This window comes from Micromonospora sp. HM5-17, from assembly GCF_003762835.1.
Lineage (GTDB): Bacteria > Actinomycetota > Actinomycetes > Mycobacteriales > Micromonosporaceae > Plantactinospora.
Genome location: NZ_RJWA01000006.1, coordinates 66,232 through 86,174 on the forward strand (window position 1 = coordinate 66,232; position 19,943 = coordinate 86,174).

Annotated in this window: 19 protein-coding genes and 1 pseudogene; 5 read left to right on the forward strand and 15 right to left on the reverse strand. The window is 73.9% G+C overall.

The annotated features are described in order from the left end of the window. Positions 1–31 precede the first annotated feature (31 nt). Positions 32–490 (reverse strand): DUF4878 domain-containing protein, encoded by a 459-nt coding sequence (locus EF879_RS18030; protein ID WP_123560157.1) that lies wholly within the window; start codon positions 488–490, stop codon positions 32–34. A gap of 164 nt (positions 491–654) precedes the next feature. On the opposite strand from EF879_RS18030, the gene EF879_RS18035 reads away from it, so the two are divergent. After that, on the forward strand, positions 655–2,361 hold the full coding sequence (locus tag EF879_RS18035) for an acyl-CoA dehydrogenase family protein (RefSeq protein ID WP_158624201.1): 1,707 nt from the start codon (positions 655–657) through the stop codon (positions 2,359–2,361). Between the two features lie 69 nt (positions 2,362–2,430). Here EF879_RS18035 and EF879_RS18040 read toward each other — a convergent pair whose 3' ends face one another. The 3 genes and pseudogenes from EF879_RS18040 to EF879_RS18050 form a co-directional block, all read right to left on the reverse strand. Further along, a complete protein-coding gene (locus EF879_RS18040; protein WP_123560161.1) occupies positions 2,431–2,949 on the reverse strand; it encodes a pyridoxamine 5'-phosphate oxidase family protein in 519 nt (172 codons plus the stop codon). Positions 2,950–3,018: 69 nt separating this feature from the next. Further along, a complete protein-coding gene (locus EF879_RS18045) occupies positions 3,019–4,014 on the reverse strand; it encodes a tyrosine-type recombinase/integrase (RefSeq protein WP_123560163.1) in 996 nt (331 codons plus the stop codon). A gap of 266 nt (positions 4,015–4,280) precedes the next feature. Continuing rightward, positions 4,281–5,069 (reverse strand): annotated as a pseudogene (locus EF879_RS18050) (NAD(P)-dependent oxidoreductase); the annotation flags it as partial. A 289-nt stretch (positions 5,070–5,358) separates the two neighbouring features. On the opposite strand from EF879_RS18050, the gene EF879_RS18055 reads away from it, so the two are divergent. Next, entirely contained in the window at positions 5,359–5,799 is a 441-nt protein-coding gene (locus EF879_RS18055; RefSeq protein WP_123560167.1) for a Tn3 family transposase, read from the forward strand. Positions 5,800–6,081: 282 nt separating this feature from the next. Here EF879_RS18055 and EF879_RS18060 read toward each other — a convergent pair whose 3' ends face one another. The 4 genes from EF879_RS18060 to EF879_RS18070 all read right to left on the reverse strand — a co-directional run bounded on the left by EF879_RS18060 (position 6,082) and on the right by EF879_RS18070 (position 9,448). Then, positions 6,082–6,669 carry a hypothetical protein gene (locus tag EF879_RS18060; protein WP_148086474.1) on the reverse strand — a complete coding sequence of 196 codons (588 nt, stop codon included), beginning with the start codon at positions 6,667–6,669 and terminating at the stop codon, positions 6,082–6,084. A 106-nt stretch (positions 6,670–6,775) separates the two neighbouring features. Further along, a complete protein-coding gene (locus EF879_RS27305; protein WP_158624202.1) occupies positions 6,776–6,919 on the reverse strand; it encodes a hypothetical protein in 144 nt (47 codons plus the stop codon). Positions 6,920–7,374: 455 nt separating this feature from the next. Then, the gene (locus EF879_RS18065) at positions 7,375–7,713 is read right to left on the reverse strand and encodes a hypothetical protein (RefSeq protein ID WP_123560171.1); all 339 of its coding nucleotides are present in this window, start codon (positions 7,711–7,713) and stop codon (positions 7,375–7,377) included. A gap of 511 nt (positions 7,714–8,224) precedes the next feature. After that, the gene (locus EF879_RS18070; protein ID WP_123560173.1) at positions 8,225–9,448 is read right to left on the reverse strand and encodes an erythromycin esterase family protein; all 1,224 of its coding nucleotides are present in this window, start codon (positions 9,446–9,448) and stop codon (positions 8,225–8,227) included. Between the two features lie 58 nt (positions 9,449–9,506). On the opposite strand from EF879_RS18070, the gene EF879_RS18075 reads away from it, so the two are divergent. From EF879_RS18075 to EF879_RS18085, 3 genes are all read left to right on the forward strand, one after another. After that, positions 9,507–10,241, forward strand: coding sequence for a TioE family transcriptional regulator (locus EF879_RS18075; RefSeq protein WP_123560175.1), 735 nt, complete (start codon positions 9,507–9,509; stop codon positions 10,239–10,241). 119 nt (positions 10,242–10,360) lie between these two features. Then, positions 10,361–11,509, forward strand: coding sequence for a hypothetical protein (locus EF879_RS18080; RefSeq protein ID WP_123560177.1), 1,149 nt, complete (start codon positions 10,361–10,363; stop codon positions 11,507–11,509). A 238-nt stretch (positions 11,510–11,747) separates the two neighbouring features. Continuing rightward, the gene (locus EF879_RS18085; protein ID WP_123560179.1) at positions 11,748–12,089 is read left to right on the forward strand and encodes an RNA polymerase-binding protein RbpA; all 342 of its coding nucleotides are present in this window, start codon (positions 11,748–11,750) and stop codon (positions 12,087–12,089) included. An 81-nt stretch (positions 12,090–12,170) separates the two neighbouring features. On the opposite strand, the gene EF879_RS18090 is transcribed toward EF879_RS18085, so the two are convergent. The 7 genes from EF879_RS18090 to EF879_RS18120 all read right to left on the reverse strand — a co-directional run bounded on the left by EF879_RS18090 (position 12,171) and on the right by EF879_RS18120 (position 19,927). After that, positions 12,171–12,683: an FxsA family protein gene (locus EF879_RS18090; protein ID WP_123560181.1), complete on the reverse strand. Its 513-nt coding sequence runs from the start codon at positions 12,681–12,683 to the stop codon at positions 12,171–12,173. A 60-nt stretch (positions 12,684–12,743) separates the two neighbouring features. Next, positions 12,744–13,541, reverse strand: coding sequence for a polyprenol monophosphomannose synthase (locus tag EF879_RS18095; protein ID WP_233604559.1), 798 nt, complete (start codon positions 13,539–13,541; stop codon positions 12,744–12,746). Further along, positions 13,538–15,202: an apolipoprotein N-acyltransferase gene (lnt, locus tag EF879_RS18100; protein WP_370375530.1), complete on the reverse strand. Its 1,665-nt coding sequence runs from the start codon at positions 15,200–15,202 to the stop codon at positions 13,538–13,540. The genes EF879_RS18095 and lnt overlap by 4 nt, the downstream gene beginning before the upstream one ends. A 423-nt stretch (positions 15,203–15,625) precedes the next feature. Continuing rightward, positions 15,626–17,047, reverse strand: coding sequence for a glutamate mutase L (locus EF879_RS18105; protein WP_123560183.1), 1,422 nt, complete (start codon positions 17,045–17,047; stop codon positions 15,626–15,628). Continuing rightward, positions 17,044–17,517 carry a hotdog domain-containing protein gene (locus tag EF879_RS18110; RefSeq protein ID WP_123560185.1) on the reverse strand — a complete coding sequence of 158 codons (474 nt, stop codon included), beginning with the start codon at positions 17,515–17,517 and terminating at the stop codon, positions 17,044–17,046. The genes EF879_RS18105 and EF879_RS18110 overlap by 4 nt, the downstream gene beginning before the upstream one ends. Continuing rightward, positions 17,514–18,314, reverse strand: a complete 801-nt coding sequence (locus tag EF879_RS18115; protein ID WP_123560187.1) for an OAM dimerization domain-containing protein — start codon at positions 18,312–18,314, stop codon at positions 17,514–17,516. The genes EF879_RS18110 and EF879_RS18115 overlap by 4 nt, the downstream gene beginning before the upstream one ends. Next, on the reverse strand, positions 18,311–19,927 hold the full coding sequence (locus EF879_RS18120; protein ID WP_123560711.1) for a lysine 5,6-aminomutase subunit alpha: 1,617 nt from the start codon (positions 19,925–19,927) through the stop codon (positions 18,311–18,313). The genes EF879_RS18115 and EF879_RS18120 overlap by 4 nt, the downstream gene beginning before the upstream one ends. Between the last annotated feature and the right edge of the window lie 16 nt (positions 19,928–19,943).

The window sequence follows — 19,943 nt, forward strand, 5'->3', positions numbered from 1 at the left end:
CGCCCACGGAACTCGTCAGCGTGGTGCCGGGTCAGAACGGGTCGCCGCAGACCCGCCACTGGTCGTCCTCCTTCACCAGCGGAATCTCCCGCCGGTCCACGACTCCGGAGCGGCGGGTCAGCTTCGCCACCACGGTGCCCCGTAGCTGTCCCTGGTCGCTGGCGACCTGCACGTCCTCGATGTCGTACCTCGTGATCGTCGGTGGCACGGAAAGCTGGCGGACGAAGTCCTCCCGGCTCCACCGCTCGCGGGTGTCGACGCAGAGCCGGTCGTAGGCGCCGTCCGCGTCGTCGTCGACCACGTCCCGCAGGAACGCCTCGGCCGACTCGCGGGCCTCCCCGGACGACTGCCGGACGTGCTGGTAGTTCCAGGCACCGAGCCCGGCGGCGCCCACGCAGCACACGAAGAGCCCGGCGGCGGCCAGCGACAGCAGGCCGCGCATCCGCCGCGGCCGCCGGCCCGGGCGGCGCCACAGCGGCTCGCTCCCCATGGCACCGACGGTAGATACGGTCCGGCGCCCGGCGCAGCGCGTTTCGGCGTGTCCGACCGGCGGTGGACGGTGTGGTGCCGACGGCCCCGCCGTCGTCTACCGTCGAGATCACCCCAGCCCCTCCGGGCCGGGCACCCCGGCCCATGACCCGCGAGGACCAGACCATGGCGCGTTACGTGCAGACGGTGCCCGCCCCACCCGACCCCTACTTCGGTGACCGGCTCCTCCGGTCCTGGCTCGACCGTCGGCTCGGCCCGGATGGGCACGCCGCCGCCGCGCCTCGGCTGGCCGCACTCGCCACCGACGTCACCGGGCCGCTGCGCGCCGCGCACGCCGACGCCGAGGCGCATCCGCCGACCCTGGTCCGGTACGACGGCTGGGGCGCCCGGATCGACCGGATCGAGACCTCGGCCGGCTGGCGGACGCAGCGCGCGGCCGCCGCCCGGCACGCGGTCGTCGCCCTGCCGTACCTGCCGCAGGCCCGGGCCACCTGGGGTGCCGCGGCCCGGGTCGTCCAACACGCGCTGCTACACCTCTACGGCCCCGAGTCGGCGACCTTCTCCTGTCCGGTGGCGATGACCGACGGCGCCGCCGCGCTGCTGACCCGTCCCGAGGTCGACCCGGCGGTCCGCGACCAGTGGCTGCCCCGGCTGACCAGCACCGACCCGGAGCGGGTGGTGTTCAGCGGGCAGTGGATGACCGAGTCGCAGGGCGGCTCCGACCTGTCCCGGTCCAGCACGGTGGCCCGGCCGGCCGCCGACGGGTCCTGGCGGCTGACCGGCGAGAAGTGGTTCTGCTCGGCGGCCGACTCCGCACTCGCGGTGGCGCTGGCCCGGCCGGAGGGGGCCGGGCCGGGCAGCCGGGTCCTCGCCCCGTTCCTGGTGCCGCGCTACGCCGCCGACTCGCCGCTGGCCGGGCCGGGCGCCGATCCGGTCGCCCCGGCGCCCGGCATCACCCTGCACCGGCTCAAGGACAAGCTCGGCACCCGGGCGCTGCCGACGGCGGAGATCGGGCTGCGGGACGCGTACGCCTGGCCGCTGGGCGACCCGGCACAGCCGGGCCTGGCGCGGGCGATGACGCTGGTGGTGGTGACCCGGCTGCACAATGCGGCGGCGGCCGCGGCGGGGATGCGCCGGGGCCTGGCGTACGCGCGGGCGTACGCCGACGCCCGGCAGGTTGCCGGCGGCCGGCTGAGCGGCGCGCCGCTGCACCGGGCCACGCTGGGCAGTCTCGCGGTCGACACGGCCGGGGCGTTCGTCCTGGCCGGGCACGCGTTCGGGCTACTCGGCCAGGTCGACGTCGGTGCCGACCCGGCGGCCGCCCTCGAACTGCGGATCGTGGCCCCGCTGGCGAAGCTCGCGACCGGGCGGCTGGCGGTCGCGGCGGCCAGCGAACTCGTGGAGTGCTTCGGCGGCGCCGGCTACGTCGAGGACACCGGGATACCCCGGCTCCTGCGCGACGCGCAGGTGCTGCCGATCTGGGAGGGCACCACGAACGTGCTCGCCCTGGACGTGCTCCGGGCCATCATCCGCGACGACGCCGCCGTACCGCTGCTGGGCCGGCTCGACGCGGCGACCGACGCCGCCCGCCCGCTGCACCCGGGACTCGCCGACACCCTCGCCTCCGGCACGGCCGAACTGCGGGCCGCGCTCGCCGAGGTCACCGCGACGCCGGAGGCGGACGGGGTGGTCGCCGGGGCCCGGGGCCTCGCCCTGCGGATGGCGTACCTGCTGGCCGGCGCGCTCCTGGTCGAGCAGGCGGCCTGGGGAGACGAGGCGGCGGAGGTGGCCGCCCGGCTCTGGGCGCGCCGCCGGCTGCGCGGCGGCGACATCGCGGCGGACGCGCACCACGAGCTCGACCTGCTCTGCTGACCGGGGGCCGCCGCGTCGCCGTCCTGACCACCGGTGGCGCGCCTCCCCCGGCTTCGGCGGGGCCGACACTCATCCGGCGAGAAGCGTGGCGACGTCGGGGGCGTAGACGGTCATCCAGTGCGGGTGCAGCCGGTAGTAGACCACCTCGTTGTCCCAGTCGAAGGCGTCCTCGCCGTAAAAGTCCTTGAGGTACGCCAGCAGCTCCGGCCAGTCCGCGGCCGGCTCGCCGTGCGGCGGATTGAGGATCTCGACCGTGCCGTGGGTGAACACGCCGAGGTTCTCACCGCGCAGGTGCGCGACGCTGGCGGCGGGACGGGCGGCGAGGTGGCGGGCCTTGGCGGCGGTGCGGGTGGTGCCGAAGTGCCACCTGCCGTGCAGGAAGTGCCCGTCCACGCCGCTGATCCGCGGCTCGCCCTTCGCCGTCACCGTGGACAGCGCGAGCGTGCACATGCCGGTCAGGATCCGGGTGAGCTGCGCCGCGGTCACCGTACGCCCGGTGACGATCGCCCGCAGGTGGGCGGTGGAGCGGGCCAGGGAGGCGTCGAGCAGGGCCTGAAGCTCGGCGAGTTCCTCGGGTGTCTCACGCATCAGGCCAGCCTAGTGCGCCGGCCGTTGTCCAAGATCCCGCTCGGGCCGGGGGCGCCGGCCGCCGGCCCATCAGCCGCGGCGGCGAGCCCGGGCGGCCCAGATGGCGTACGCCGGATCGCGGTCGAGGTTGTGTCGGTCGCGGTCGTAGCGGCGGGTGGTTCGGGGGTCGGCGTGGCCCATCGCGTCCTGGACGTCCTCCAGGGGTACTCCCTCGGCTCGGGCGGCGGTGGCGAACGCGTGCCGCAGCGAGTGCGGCGACAGCTTCGCCCAGGCGGGAATGCCGGCCTCCCGGGCGAGCCGCCGCACCAGCCGGAACACCGCGTGCCGGTCCAGCCGCGCCCCGGACGCGGTGACCAGCAGCGGGCCGGTCAACTCCGACACGCTCAGGCCCTGGGCGGCGGCCCGGGCGGCCAGGTAGGTGTCGACCGCGTGCGCGGCGCCGGGGGTGAGGGCGCGGCGCCGCACCTTGCCGCCCTTGCCGACGAAGCGGATGCTGCGATGCCCGCGCTCGGTGCCGAGGTCGGCCACATTCAGTGAGATCAACTCGCCGACCCGCAGCCCCAGGTCGGCCAGCAGGGCGATGGTGGCCCGGTTCCGCGCGGCCGTCGGGCCGGTGTCGGCCTCGGCCGCGGCCAGCAGCGCGTCGACCTCCTGCGGGGTCAGCCCGACGGTCGCGGAGTGGTCCCGGTCGACCCGGGGCCGGTCGGCGGCGGCCACCGGATTGGTGTCGATCGCGCGCAGCTTGACCAGGAAGTCGTACCAGCTGGACAGGGCGGACAGCCGGCGGGCGACGGTGGCCGGGCTGAGGGGACGGCCGCCGCGGGCGGTCGGTGTCCCCTCCAGGTGCCGGGCGTAGGCGTTGACGTCGAGGAACGTGGCTCGCAGCGGGTCGAGGTCCCGGCCCGCGCACCAGGTCAGCCAGTCGGTGATGTCCCGCCGGTACGCGTCGCGGGTGTGCGCCGACAGCCGCCGGTTGGTCAACCAGGCCTCGGTGAATTCGGCCGACCCGGCGGCTGGCAGCGCAGGACGGCCCGGCTCGCGGAGCATGACCTCGAGACTCGGCATGTGAGGAAGATTCTCAGGTGGTACGCGGATTCGCACCCAGGCGCGCCCACAACGTGGGTCACCGCGGTACCGATGCATCCAAGGTAGTCGTTGTCCTGCCGGCGTACTCTCCCAGGTCAGGGGCTTGTCCCGCCGCGTCACGGAGGAGACGCCTCGGGTACCACCCCGAGCGGGACGTCGGCCACGTCCGCGGGGTGCCGGACTGTGTCGCGGCGACCCGTCTGCGCCAGGTCGGCTGCGGAGAACGGCGGAGCCCGAAGCAGCGGTCGCGGTGCCGCAACGGACACGACCGGGAGGAGGCACCTCCAGGGGCCTGGTGGGCCGGTCTGGGCTCGGCGGCCGCGGGGCAGCCTGGCGTCGTCGAGCCCGTCCCGGCGGGCGATGAGGACACCGAGCTCGTACCGGCTGAGGTCGTCGGCGCCGGCGACGTGATGGATCTCCGAGTACGGCGAACGGCAGAGCTCCAGTAGCGCGGACGCGAGATCGGCGACGTGTACGGGGCAGCGGATGTCGTCCGTGAACAGGACCCCTGTCGCGGTACCGGACGCGAGCGAGTGGACGTGTTTCTCGTGTGGAGAGTGGCCGTACCCGATGATCAGCGAGGTGCGGGCGATGACGGCGCCTGGGTCGAGGCGTCTGACCGCCGTTTCCGCGGCGGCCTTGGCCGCGCCGTACGGGGTGATGGGCTCGGGAGGGCAGGTCTCGTCGTAGCGGGCGGCTGACCCGGCGAACACCACGTCACTGGACACGTGCACCAGGCGCGATCCGGCCACGACCACCGCCGCGGCCACGTGCGTCGCGCCGTCGGCGGTGGTCGCCCAGTCACTCTGCCGGTAGGCGGCGTTGACGATCGCGACGGGTCGGAGTTGCTGGATCAGGGCGGTCACCTCGTGACGGTTCCTGATGTCGAGCTGCCGCCACTGCACGCCGGAGATGGTCGGGCGCCGGCGGTGGAACGTCGCCAGGACTCTCGCGCCCTGACGTTGCGCCTGCCGGGTGACCTCCCGGCCGAGGAGCCCGCTGCCCCCGATCACGAGAAGGTTCGGCGCGGTCATGTCAGGGTCTCCGGAGCTGCTCGGTTGTCGAGGTGCCACCGCCCTCAAGCCCGGGACGTGCGGTGGTGCGACCGGACGCCGTCCACCAACCCGAGCCAGAAACACCATAACTGTCATTATGGTGTATCGCTTTCCCGCGGTCGCGCCACGCCGATCACCGCCCGATGAGCCGATTACTGAAATATCAGTAACAGTAATCCGATAATTGGGGTCGGTCTCGGCTCGGCCGTGAACGCCTGATCTCGCCGGGGATGGCCCGGTCCGAAGCGGAGACCGTCGCGGATCGACGGTGCACGGCCCCGCGCGTGGAGAGCTGTTCCAGCCCGCTGGTCTGGACGGGCACATCCTCGCCCCGCACGAGCCGTACCGGGCGGCGGAGCATCCTGAGTGCCTGCAGGTCGTCGAACAGTGGAACTCGAACGTCGCCATCCACTACGGCCGCGAACCCGAGCTGCCCGGCGCCGACCGCGAGGCCCAGGAGATCTCCATGCTCACCCTGCACCTGCTCCGGTCCGCGCTCGTGCTGGTCAACACCCGCGTGGTCGACCGGGTTCTCGACAGCCCGGACCGGGCGGCCCGGCTCACTGCGCACGATCTGCGCGGCCCGACCCGCTTTTCTGGTCCAACCTGGCCCTGCACGGCACGTTCCAGCTCGATCTCGACCAACGCATCGACGACGAGCGGGGCGCCGACGGAGGAACAGCGACGACCCGCCCCAATCGGTCAGTGAATACGCGCTCAACTCTCGGTCGTTGGGCCGGCTGGCAGCCCTGGCTGTTGGTCCAGCGCCACGTTGCGCATGAGCCCCCTTACCGGCCTGGATCGGGAAATGGCGTGCGGCCGTGGCGGTGGCGACGCTGGCGGCTGGTCTGGTGGTTGTGGCGCTGACGCCCGCGTCGGCTCACTTCCTCGGCTAAGACTCCGTAGACGGCGGCGAGATCGCCTGGGAGGACCAGACGACGTGGGACGACGCTCGTACACACGCCGTACGGGTAGCTACCCACACGGCCGCTCAGCCCGGACCGCAGCGCATGCCCGCCGCCCGGGGAACCGCCGCATGCAGGATCGGCCGTAGCCGGTCGATCTCCGCGCCGAAGAACCCCGGGGTCGGATCACCGTTGGAGAACTCCTGCACCAAGACCCGCTCACCAACCGGCCAGGCGGGCGCCCCGACGTGGGCCGCGGGATCGTCCACCGTCACGGTCACAGAGCCGCTGGCGTCGGCCGGCTTGAGCGACTCCCCAACCATGATGCTGACCTGCAGCTCACCGACACCAGCCGGACGTACCGCAGTGATCCGGCCGATCGCGATGAGGCGTGAACAGGCGACACTGCCCTCCGCCGTCCGGCTGCCGGTCTGGCCGTCCGGGGTGCGCTGCTGGAACGGCCACCAACCCACGCTGACGCCCACGAGGACAACGGCCACCAGGACCGCCACACCCGCCACCGGCACCATCCACCAGCCCCGTCGAGCGCGGACGGCGACGTCCCGCCCCAGCTCTCCGGGCGGGTCCAGGATCGTTGTCGATATCAGCGCCAGCCCTCGCCCGAGCCGATCAAGATCGACCGCCTCGCTCCGGCGCTTCTCTTCCTCCGCCACGTCAGCCCACCTCCATCCGGCGCAGCCCCTCGCGCAACATGCCGACCGCTGTGTGCAACCGGCTTGACCGTCCCTTCCGGTATCCGCAGAGCCGTCGCGACCTGCTTCACTGAAAGCAAACCTGCTGCACGCCATCAACAAGGCCGTCCACCGGCATCCCGGACAGCCGAAGAACCGCCCGTACCCGCCACTCGTCGCCGAAATCCGCCAGCCGGTCGGTGGTGGTGTCGCGGCCGATCAGCCGCCTCACCACACCCAGAGTCGTCCACTCCCATCGAGACTTCGACGCTGGACGTAGCTAAGACGTTCAGATCAACCGCAACCGGCTTAGTACCGCAACGGCACTGTCAGGGGTAGCCGTGTTGTCGGTAGTGGCAGAGTCGGGCTTGGTGTTGGCGTCGGCGGCGCCAGCCACGGCGGCGGCGATCACCTCGACGGCCGCGATCGGGTCGGCACGGACAGGCGACCCACGCCTGGGCGGGTAGTGCGGCGATCAGTTCGTCGGCTGCAGGGGCCGGGCGTCAGCGGCAACAACCGGAACCGAATCAAAGTCAAGTATTCGTGGTCCTGGGACAGCTACCCAAGCGCGAGGCCTTCGTCATCCCAGCCGCCGCAACCCTGGTCATCTGCCCGTGGTGCGTGACAGCCCAGCCCGGACCGGTGGTCGTCGCCGACCCCGGATGTGACAGGCCGCAACGAACCACCTCAATCGCGCTCAACCTCAGCCTCGGGTGGCGCAAGCCACCGGGTCACCGCGTCGGTCAGGACCACCTCGTACGGAAGGCCGCGCAGGTCTTCCGCGGTCACGTCCAGGCCGCGAGCCCGGGCCAGCTCGGCCAGCCACGGCCACGGGTGCTCCTCTGTGCATTCGTCGTCGTCGGGAAGCACGACGGTCAACACCGTTTGGGTGATGGTGTCCCGTGTCTCGTTGACCGGGGCACCACCAGAATGTGGCTCACCGGTTGATCTCCAGCCGATGGTGAAGCCACGATCCTCATGCAGGAGGACACGCCGGCCGTTCTCGAGCGTGGCGAACTCACTCACCGAAAAGCTCTGGGAGCCGGTACCGCCGGGGTGCTGTGGCCCGAGATCGCAGATGGCGCCAAGACCTACGACACGGCCGGGTTCGACGGCGTCCGAGTGCGATCGCCAACCGCCTTCCGCACCGTTCACGTGTCCGCTCCGATCTCTTGGTGGTCGCCGCTGCCGCTCCTCGGGCGGGCGGCGCCACCCGGGCCCTTCAGTATCGGCGTAACCTGCCGCGCATTCGCGGTTCGCTCGATGAGCGAGTACGTTACCCGACACGGGTCTCGCCGCCCGGCGGTGTGAACCGGTCGTGGGACGTCATGGGCTGCGGCTCTCCTGCTGAGACGCCTGCCCCCGGTGGATCCGCACCACTGCCCCACCGGCCCCCCCCGCGGCCACCGGAATGCGCCAGGGTACCGCTCAGCGGTCGGGGCCGGCGACGCCGCCCGTCGTGACGGCGGCCGCCATCCGGCTGCGACCACGGGGGATGCCGCCGAGGAGCCGACGAGCCGTCGCCGCCTGACCTCGATCACGCCGTCGGCCACCAGCTTTGCCGCGTGGGGACGTCCTTGACGAACACGATCGCGTCGTTGCTGGCCAGGTGGGCCGGATCCAACGGGATGTAGCCGAACCAGGGGGACACCCGGGGAGCGGGTGTCACGTCGCCGAGGAGAGCGGCCAGTCGGCGGGCGTCGACGACGTACCGGTCCTCCGGAAGCGCGTACAGGAGGCCTTCGATGGTCTCCGGGGGTGGGGTATCCACACCGTGGTGGCGGATCGTGCCGAGGGCCGTGGCCAGAAAGGCGTACGCCTCGCCGAGGTGGGCGCTGACGAGCGCTCCGGCGCTCCACCATTCCAGCGGCAGGTCGCCCATCTGCATCCGGCTTCGGTTCCGCTGGAGATGCCCGTTGTGGGCGAACACCAGCGCCGGGCCCCGGGCGGCGATGGCCAGCAGGTTGGCCGCCATCATCGACGCGCGCTGGCCCAGCAGGCGCGCCATCCGGCCCGGTGACGTGTCGGCCATCCAGTAGTGGTACCGCAGCAGCCCGGTGGCGGTGCGCCCGTACAGGCAGGCCCGTTCCCAGTCGTCCCGGGAGGACACCGCGAGCAGGTGTGGTGTCTGCGTGTCGAGCAGGGCTACCAGGTCGTCGGCGAGCAGCCGCAGCCGTGTGGCGTCGGGGGTCCGTCCCACGGACCGGGACGGGTCCCGCATGGCGGAGGGGTTGGTCCAGCGGTCGTCGGCGCCGAGCAGACTGTCGAGCGCCTCCACGGTGCAGGGAAGCAGGTCGGCGTCCACCCGGGCGGCGAGGTAGGCGTGGAGCGCGGTGAGGGCCTCCCGAGGGCTCGCGGCGCCGGTGATCTCCAGCGGGCCGTCGAAGCCGACGAACCGGACCTGCTCGGACGCCGGCCGGCCGTCGTTGTACGCGCGCATCCAGCGCACCAGCTCCCGGTTGGCCGGGGAGGCGCCGAAACCGTGGCTGAAGCCCCGCGCCATCACCTCGTCGAGGGTGCCGGCACCCGACGTGACGTAGTCGTCCACGAGCAGACCCATGAGGCAGTCGCTCTCGATCGCGATCGTCCGGTAGCCCTCCTGTTCGACCAGGTGCCGGAAGAGATCGTTACGCAGGTCGAGCAGGACGTCCTCGCCGTGGGTGGGCTCGCCCAGGGCGAGGAGCCGCGGCCGGGTCGGCAGCAGCCCCAGCACGGTGGCGGCGTCGACGGGGTGGGCGGCATCGGTAACAGCAGCAGTCATATCCTCAACCGTATCGTTGAACCAACGGTTGAGACTTTCCCCCGAGGCGTCGATATCAGTGCGACAGAACTTTAAAAGCAGCGGACGGCTCAGGCCGGTTGACCTGGCACGTCCGCACGGCCTGTCCACCCAGGCGGTCCGGAACTATGAGGCGGCCGGGATCCTGCCCGCCGCCGACCGCACCCCGCACGGCTACCGCACCTACACCGTGCGGCACGCGTACGCGCTGCGCGCGTTCCTCGCCCTCGTGCCCGGACACGGTCACCAGACGGCCAGCTCGATCATGCGGGCCATCAACCGTGGCGCGATCGACGACGCGCTCCGACTCATCGACGAGAGTCACGCCCAGCTCCTCGACGACCGTCGCACCCTCCAGGCCGTCGAAGCCGCGCTTGGCGACCTCGATCCCGTACCGCAGGAACACGGCGACACGTTCGTCGGCCCCCTGGCCAGAAGGCTTGGCATCCGCCCCGCCACCCTGCGCAAGTGGGAGCGCGCCGGCCTGGTCCAGCCACGCCGCGACCCGCGGACCGGCTACCGGGTCTACCGCGCGGCCGACGTCCGCGACGCCCTCCTCGTCCACCAGCTCAGACGGGGCGGCTACCTGCTGGAGCAGATCGCCCCGCTGATCGCCCAGGTCCGCTCCGCCGGCGGCGTCGCGCCCCTCGAGTCGATGCTGCGCGACTGGCGGGCCCGGCTCTCCGCCCGCGGCCGCGCCATGCTCACCGGCGCTGCCGCCCTGGAGGCCTACCTCGGCTGCCGGCCGGACCCCGCCCAGAGCCGGGCCGGGTGACGCCGTCGCCCCGACCCGCGGGTGCCCGCCCGCGGCATGGTGGGTGACAGCCGCGGCGGGCGACGTGCGCCGCCGCCCGCCCGAACCCGGCCCGGGCCGGACACTAGACTTCCCCGGCGATGGATCCGCAGCCCTCCAGCCCGGACACCGCCACCGAGACCCGGCCGTGTGCCCACTGTGGACGGCCGGTGCCGCAGCGGGCCGCCGCCGGACGGCCGTTCCGGTACTGCCGCGACAACGACGGCGCCTGCCAGCGCGCCGCCCGGAACCAGCGGATGCGCCAACGCAACGCGCCCGGACTCGCCGGCCAGGTGGCCCGCAGCTGGGAACTGGTCGACCGGCTCGAACAAATCGCCGGCACCCTCGCCGAGGCACTACACGCCGAACTGTCCCCGGCGGGAGTCGAACGCCAGCTCGCCGAGGTCCGGGCCGAGGCCGCCGCCCAGATCGCGGCCGCCCAGACAGAGCGGGACGAGGCGCGCCGCGAGGCCGAGCTGGCTGCGGTGGCGCTGCGCCAGGCGCAGCAGGCGGCTGAGGCCGCCGCCGCCGACCAGGCGGCCGCGCGGGAGGAATCGGCGCGGGCCACCGCACTCGCCGCCGACGCCCGGGCCGAGGCCGACGCCGCACGTGCCGCCCGCGACGCGGCCCAGCAGGCGGAGACGGCGGCGGTGGCGCTGCGTACCCAGGCCGAACGGGACCGGGACGCGGCCCGGCGGGAGCTCGCGGCCCTGCGCGCCGAGGCCGACGCCGACCGTCGGCGGCTGGCCGAGCTGGCCCGGGAACGAGACCTCGCCCGGGCCGCGGCCGAGCAGGCCGAACACACGGCCGCCGAGGCCCGGACCCGGGCGGATGAGGCGCGCGCCGCCGCCGACGCGGCCCGCGCCGAGGCAGCCGAGGCCCGCGACCAGGCCGCCGAGTTTCGGCGTGCCGCCGAAACCGCCGCCCGGGAGGCGGAGACAGCCCGCGCCGACGCCGAGACGGTGGCGGCCGCGGCCGCCGAGGCCCGGGCCGCCGCGGAGGAGGCCGCCCAGGAGCGGGACCGGCTCCGGGCCGAACTGACGCGGCTCCGCGACGGCGTGGCCGCCGCCGAGGCCCGGATAGCCGACCTGACGGCACGGCTGGCCGCCGCGGAGGCGGACCGGAACGCCGCCCGCGACAACGCCGCCCGGCTCAGCACCCAGGTCAGCGACCTCGCCGCCGCCCTGGCGAGCCTGAGCGCACGCCCAGCCCCGGCCGCTCCCGCCGTCCCGCCACCCAGCGGCGGGTGACCCGCCGCCGCGCAGGCGACGGTCCGGGGGACGAGGTCGGTCGAGCGGCACCGAAGCCGGCACGAAACCCCACAAAGCCACTCGGGGTCGGTATGACCCTGATCACCGTACTGGTGATCCGGATACGCTTCCAGCGTTCAACGACACGGAGGTTTCTCTCGTCGGGCGGGAATCGCCCACCCGGCGCATGTCGTTACAACGATAAGAACCAGCACCACGACCGAGGGGAAAGCCGATCATGGGCGAGCGCATGCTGCGCGGGAGCCGTCTGGGAGCAGTCAGCTACGAGTCCGACCGCAACACCGAGCTTGCCCCGCGCCAGTCCCGAGAGTACCTGTGCCCCAAGGGCCACCGGTTCGAGGTACCGTTCGCCGTCGACGCCGAGGTGCCGACCACCTGGGAGTGCCGGTTCGACGGCAACGTCGCCCGGCTGGTCGACGGCAGCGAGCCCGAGCAGAAGAAGGCCAAGCCGCCGCGTACCCACTGGGACATGCTGCTCGAGCGTCGGTCGATCGCCGAACTGGAGACCATCCTCGCCGAACGGCTCGAGGAGGTCCGGGCCCGACGCGGACGGTCCTGAACGCGCGGCCCCCAGCTCCCGCCGCCCCCACCGGTAGCCGCCGGTGGGGGCGGCGCTGTCTACGGCGCCCCACCCGTACGGTCAGGGCGCGGGACGCTCCACGACCTCGCCCTCGATCGCCGGCCCTGGGCGGTTCACCGGTACGTCGTCGTGCGTCGGACGGGACTGGCCCCGCCACACCCGCACCCGACGCGGACCAAACAGGTCACCGGCGACCACGGCGGAAACCCGCCGCTCCGCCGCCCGCTGCACCCGCCGGCGCGCCAGCCGTCGCAGCGGCGGCACCACCAGCAGCAGCCCGGCAGCCCCGGTGACCAGCCCCGGGACCGCGAGCAGCAGCCCGGCGGCGAGCCCGACCAGCCCGTCGGTCACCTGCTCCCCCGGCGGCCGGCCGGCCTCGACGGCACCCCGGAACCCGCGCCAGGCCCGCACCCCCTCCCGGCGCAACAGCGCCAGCCCGGTCAGCGAGGCCGCCAACACCAGCAGCACCGCCCACCCGAACCCGACACCCCGGCCGAGCAGTACGAACACCGCGATCTCCACGATCCCGGTCAGCAGCAGTGCCAGCGGCACGAACCTCAGTCCTCGACGCATGTCACCCCATCCCGGACACCGGGTCGCACGTCCCCGCCGGTCCAGCATGACACGCGCCGGTCACGGCCACCGCTGCCGCGGGTCGCGGCCACGACCGGCCGCCGCCCGTCGGTCGAACACCGACCAGAGCGTCACCCGCCACAACGCCTCACCGATGATCACGGGGCTCATCTTGCTCGTCCCACGTTCCCGCTCGACGAACGTGATCGGCACCTCCACCGTCCGCAGACCCGCTCGGTGCGCCCGCCACGACAGCTCGACCTGGAAGGCGTACCCCTGGGAGGCGACCGAGTCGAGGTCGAGCCGACGCAGCGCCGGCACCCGGTACACCCGGAACCCGCCGGTCGCGTCCGACAGCGGCATCCCCAGCGCCAGCCGCGCGTACAGGTTTCCGCCCCGGGACAGCAGCTGTCGGCGCAGCGGCCAGTTCACCACCCGCCCCCCGGCCATCCAGCGGGATCCGATCACCACGTCGGCGTCCCGGGCCGCGTCCAGCAGCCGCGGCAACTCCTCCGGAGCGTGCGAGCCGTCGGCGTCCATCTCCACCACCGCGGCGTAGCCGCGCTCGGCGGCCCAGCCGAACCCCGCCACGTACGCCGCGCCGAGCCCCTGCTTGCCCTCCCGGTGCAGCACGTGGATCCGGCCGTCGGCCTCCGCCATCCGGTCGGCGAGCACCCCGGTGCCGTCCGGGCTGGCGTCGTCCACCACGAGGATCTCCACCTCCGGCACGGCGTGCAGGATCCGGTCGACGATCACCCGGATGTTGTCGGCCTCGTTGTAGGTCGGCACCACCACCAGGACCCGGCCCACCCCCGGCCAGCCCGCCGCCCGCTCTGTCGCCCCGAACGCCTCATTCACCGCTCCTCCGCATCCGCCGGGTCGCCGGCCGTCGCCGTACCATCCCCGGGGAGCGGCCGGCGACGGAGCACCACCGCCGTCACGAGGGCCGCCACGGCCACCGCCACCAGCGCCACTTCGGGCCAGACGCCGACCCGGGTGGCGACCGTACGGGCATCCCCGAGGTGCATCTCGCGGGTCACCACCTCCTGGGTGTTGAACCCGGTCGCCCCGGTTACCCGCCCATCAGCCCCGACGAACCCGGACACCCCGACGGTCGAGGCCATCAACCCCTCCCGGCCGTGCTCCACCGCCCGCAGCCGTACCATCGCCAGCTGCTGCAACGCCTCGGCCTCGTTGAACGTGGCGTTGTTGGTCTGCACCGCCAGAAGCTGCGCCCCACCGGTGACGGTGTCCCGCACCACCGAGTCGTACGCCACCTCGAAGCAGATCACGTCCCCCAGCGACACCCCGCCGACCCGCAGCACTCCCGGCTCCGTACCGGCGACGAAGTCGTTGCGGACCCGGTCAACCTCCTTGCTGACCCTCCGGGCGATCGACCGCAACGGGACGTACTCGGCGAACGGCACCGGATGCCGCTTGACGTACACCTGGTCGGAGTCCCACCCGCTGCCCGGCATCCACACCAGCCCCGCGTTGCGCACCTGCCCCTCGCCCGGGCCGAGCAGCACCGCGCCGACCAGGATCGGCGCGCCGACCGCGTCGGCCGCCTCGGAGATCCGGGCCGCCGCCCGCGGTTCCCGGGTCGGATCGATGTCGCTGGCGTTCTCCGGCCACACCACCAGGTCCGGCCGCGGCGCCGCACCCGCCGCCACCCGCCGGGCGAGCGCGATCGTCGCGTCGGCGTGGTTGTTCAGCACCGCCTGCCGCTGCGCGTTGAAGTCAAGCCCCAACCGGGGCACGTTGCCCTGCACGATCGCCACCGTCACCGTCCCGGCCCCGGAGCCGACCCCGACCGGGACGAGCAGCCCCGCCGCGACGACCGCGACCGCCCCGGCGACCAGGGCCACCGCCCGTCCACCGCCGGCCACCGTGACCCGCCGCCACGGCCGCCACACCGCCACCGTGAGCAGCCCGCCGACGAACGCCACCCCGAAGGTCACCAGCGGGGCGCCCCCCAATGCGGCCAGCCGCAGCAGCGGCGAGTCCCCCTGGCTGAACGCCAGCCGTCCCCACGGGAACCCGCCGAACGGGGTCCGGTCCCGCAGCGCCTCCTGCGCCACCCACAGCACCCCGGTCACCAGCGGCCACGACCAGCGGGCCCGGTCGACCAGGGCGCTGGTGACCGCCACCGCCGCCCCCAACAGCCCCAGGTAGCCCGCCTGCAACCCGGACAGCAGCAGCCACGGCAGCTTCCCCGTGTGCAGGTTCGTCCAGGTCAGCATCGGCGCGAAGAACGCCAGCCCGGCCAGCGCCCCCAGCCCGAACCCGGCGCGCAGCCGACGGCGGTGCACCGCCAGCGTGAACAGCAGCACACCCAGCGGCGCCGACCACCACCACCCGTACGGTGGGAACGCCAGCAACAGCGCCACCCCCGCTGCCGGCGCCGCCAGCAGCGCCGCGGCCCGCGGCAGCGGCCGCCCGACCGCCCGGCGCCGCGCACCCCCCGGCTCACCCCGCGGCCCGTCGCCCTCCGTCACCGCCGCCCCGGCCGTCTCCATCATCGTCACGCGTGCCTCACCGTCATGCCGATGCCGCCGCAACCGGCGCGGCGGCGAGGGATCCGTCCGCGGAAGGCTACCGGCCCGGACACGAAAATCGGGGCGCGACCGACGGCCGCGCCCCGATGCTCCCAGGCCCTTCCCGGCCGGTGCGGTAGGGCGAAGCACCACGACCTTCGGACCGACCTGACGCAAACTGGCTGTTCCCGTCGGGCCGTTGTCTACTGGCCGCTCGCACCACCCTGCCCAGACACCGGTAACCGCGGCCGGTTCGCGCCGCCCCGCCGACCCCCGCCCGCTGGACCTGGCCGCCGCGACGAAATCGGTACGTGTCGCTCGGCCAGCGGACGAAGGGACGAAGCGAACAACAGCCGCTTCCCGTTGTAGGACTCAAAGACGGTACGTGGTCCCCCCCGGGCTCTGTCAACCGTCCTCGGCCAGTCGCGCAGCTCGATCCGGCGTGTCGTGCCCGGCGGGGCGCCGTCCCGGCCACCGGGCCGGGGCGGCGTCGCCGGCCAGGTGGCGGTGCAGCAACGCCGCCGCCGCCGTCGGGTGCGGCTCCGCCAGCAGACCGGCCGCCGCCAGCACGTAGGCGACGTCGACGACCGGCCGGGCCGCCCGTGGCACCGGCCACCCGCCGGCGTGATCGGCCAGCACCGCCGCCAGCACCTCCGCCGCGCCGGCAGGGCCGGCGTGCCGCAGCACCCCACCCGAGCCGACCAGCAGCCGGACGTCCCGCAGGTTCCGGGCCGGCGTCCCGGCCACCCCGCGCGCATGCCGGCGGAACGCGATCACCGCGGCGAGCGCCGCCAGCCGACGCTCCACCGCCTGACCCGCCCGGTCACCGACCACCGCGGCCGGATCCGCCGCCAGCCGACGCGCCGCCGCCGCCAGCGGCTCCTCTTCCCCCGGGGCCAACAACCGCTCGCCAGCCGCCGCCTCGACCACCCCCGGGGCGCTCCACCGCATCCCCAGGTCCCCCTCGACCGTCCGGGCCCGCCACAGCAGCCCCGCCGCCGGTGCGTCCGGCCCCCCGGCCCGCTCGTCCGGCACCAACACCGAGTACACGTCGGTGGTCGCCCCACCCACGTCCACCACCGCCAGATCCCCACCGACCAGCTCGGCCAGCAGCGCCACCCCCGTCAGCACCGCGTCCGGGGTGGCGGCCCGGACCAGCCGCGCGAACCGGGGCCCCCGGGACAACCGCTTGCCACCGATCACGTGCCGCAGGAAGACGTCCCGGATCGCCGCCCGGGCCGGGCCAGGGACCAGAACCCCGATCGACGGCAACACGTTCGCCGACACCGTCACCGGCACACCCCGCCCGGCGAGCAGCTCCGCCGCCGCCGGCGCCGCCGCGCCGTTCCCGGCCACCACCACCGGAACCCGCCACCGGGCCCGCGCCAGCCGCCCCGCGTTGTGCAGCAGCACCTCCGCGTCGCCGCCGTCGGTCCCACCGACCAGCAGCAGCACGTCCGGCCGCGCCGCACGCAGCGCCGCGAGCCCGGACGTGTCGAGCCGGCCCGCCCCCACGTGCACCACCCGGGCACCGGCGGACAACCCCACCTGGTGACCCGCCCGGGCGGTGATCAGCCGCTCGTAGCCGAGCACCGCCAGGCGCAGCCCGCCCCCCGCCGAGGAGCAGACGTACCACGAGGTCGCGGCGGTCGTCGGCAGCCCAGTGGTGGCGTCGGCAACCGCCGCGTCCAGGCCGTGCAGCACGTCGGTGGCGGCCGTCGTCGGCCGGGCCGCCGTCGCCACCAGCGCCCCGTCGGCGAGATCCACCACCGCCACCTTCGTCCAGGTGGAGCCGACATCGGCGCAGATCGCGTACGACGCCGTCACCGCGGCCCGGCGTCCCGCGTCGCCCCGGCCGACGACGACGGCGCGTCCAGGCCGGTCGCCGGCGGCACCACCACGGTCCCGACCGCGGTCACCGCCAGCAACGGCGGATCAAGCACCTCCGCCGCCGACGGACCCCGGTCCGGCCGGCCCCGGCACACCACCCGGCAGGCGAACTCCAGCGTCCGGCTCCGGTTACCGACCCGGGTCACCGTCGCCTCCACCTCCAGCACATCCCCCGCCCGGACCGGCTCCCGGAACCGCACCTCCGCGTAGCCGGCGAACAGCCCCTCGTCCGCGTCGGTCCGGATACACACCTCGGTCGCCACGTCCCCGAACAACCCCAGGACGTACGCCCCGTCGATTAGGTTCCCCGCGTAGTGGGCATGCCCGTACGGCACGTACCGGCGATGCGTCACCGACAGCCCCAGCCGCGGATCCGCCGCCGTCCCGCCGTCCCGCCGGTCGCTCATCCGCTCACCCCCACCCGCGCCGCCGACCGCGCCCCCGTCGCCTCCCCGTCACCGGTGCCGGCCGGTGCCACCAGCCGGTGCACCAGGTAACTCGCCACCTCCCGCGGCGTCGTCCCCCGCCCGAAGATGCGGTCCACGCCGAGCTCCTCGGCCATCGTCTCGTCGAACCGCGGGCCGCCGACCACCAGCAGCGGCCGTCGGCCCGCCGGCATCGCCTCCCGGAACGCCGCCGACATCTCCCGCACGTTGTGCAGGTGCGCGTCCCGCTGCGTCACCACCTGCGACACCAGCACCGCGTCCGCCCGCGCCGCCCGGGCCGCCGCCACCAGGTCCGGCACGCTCACCTGCGACCCCAGGTTCGTCACCGCCATCTCCCGGTAGTACTCCAGCCCCTTCTCCCCGGCGATCCCCTTGACGTTCAGGATCGCGTCGATCCCCACCGTGTGCGCGTCCGTGCCGATGCACGCCCCCACCACCGACAACTTCCGCCGCAGCCGCCGCCGGATCAGCGCGTTGATCTCCTTCGCCGACAGCAGCGGGAAGTCCCGCTCCACCACCCGCACCGCCGACAGATCCACCAGATGGTTCACCCGCCCGTAGATGACGAAGAACGTGAACCGATCCCCCATCTGCCGGGCGTGCACCAGCATCGCGGGATCCATCCCCATCTTCGCCGCCAGCTGCAGCGCCGCCCCCTCCGCCCGCTTGTCGTGCGGCACCGGCAGGGTGAACGACACCTGCACCATCCCGTCCCCGGTGCTGTCCCCGTACGGCCGCACCACCGGCCCGCCCGTCACGACGCATCACCTCCGGTCCGCGACCCGGCCTCCAACAGCTCCGTCGCCGGGTTGTAGTAGCCGTCCGCCCGCGCCACCACGCCCTCCAGGCCCCGTCCCCGGTCCGCGGGCCGCCGGGTGATCCCGAACGTGCCGGCCCCGATCGCCGTCAGCAGCCCCTCGTCGACAATCCGCTCCAGCAGGGTCACCGCCTCGGCCAGCACCGTGTGCGCCCGACGCTGGATGAACCCGCCCGGCGCCGGCACGAAGTCCTCGTGCAGCCCCCCGGCCGCCCCCAGCACGTACCGGACGTTCTGCAACGCGATGTCCCGGTCCGACAACCACGGCGTCATCACCGCCTCGGTCATCATCCCCACCAGCAGGATCCCCTGCCCCGTCAGCGTCCCCGCCAGGTTGAAGAACCCGTCGAGCAGGTTGCCCCGGAACACGTCCCCGGTCATGTGCCGGGTCGGCGGCATCCACTTCAACGGCGCGTTCGGAAACAACTCCCGGGCCAGCAACGCGTGCGCCAACTCCAGCCGGAACGACTCCGGCAGATCCGGGTCGATCTCGAACGCGTGGCCCAGCCCCAACTGCCAGTCCGCCAGCCCCGCCTCGTGCGCGAAGTACTCGTTCAACAGCTGCGACACCGTCACCGTGTGCGCGTCCGCCACCGCGTCCGCCGTCGTCAGGTAGTTGTCCTCCCCGGTGTTGATGATGATCCCCGCCCGGGCGTGCACCTGCCGCGAGAACCGCTGGTCGACGAAGGTCCGAATTGGATTGATGTCCCGGAACAGGATCCCGTACATCGAGTCGTTCAGCATCATGTCCAGCCGCTCCAGGCCGGCCAGCACCGCCATCTCCGGCATGCACAACCCGGACGCGTAGTTCGTCAACCGCACGTACCGGCCCAGCTCCCGCGACGACTCGTCCAACGCCGCCCGCATCAACCGGAAGTTCTCCTGCGTCGCGTACGTCCCCGCGAACCCCTCCCGGGTCGCCCCCTCCGGCACGTAGTCCAACAACGACTGACCCGTCGACCGGATCACCGCGATCACGTCCGCGCCCGCGCGAGCCGCCGTCTGCGCCTGCGGAATGTCCTCGTAGATGTCCCCCGTCGCCACGATCAGATAGATCCACGGACGGCGCGGCGGATCCCCGTAGCGGCGCACCATCCGCTCCCGCTCCGCCCGGCGCCGGTCGATACGCCGCAGCCCCGCCCCGACCGCCCGCCGGGCCGCCGCCCGGGCCGACCGGGCCGCCCGACCCGACGGCACCTCGAACCGCACCGACCCCGCCGCCGCCTTCTGCGCCAGCAACGTCACCGCCGCACCCAGGTCCCCCGACCTGCCGGCCGCGGGCCCGAACTCCCGCACCACGGCGTCGAAGACCGGCAGCGCCACCCCGTACGCCAGGCCCACGTCGGCGGCCACCGCGTCCACCAGCCGGTTCACCCACGGAATCCCGTCCGGATCCGCCCCCGACACCCCGGCCAGCCGCAACACCGCCCGCTCCACCGACACCGTCGTGTGACGCCGGGCCAACTCGACCACCGGCTCACCGGCCCGGCGCGCCAACTCCCGCGCCCGCCGCACCAGCACCGGGTCCAACCCCAGCTTCCCGCCCGGCCGCACACCGTCACCGTCGGAC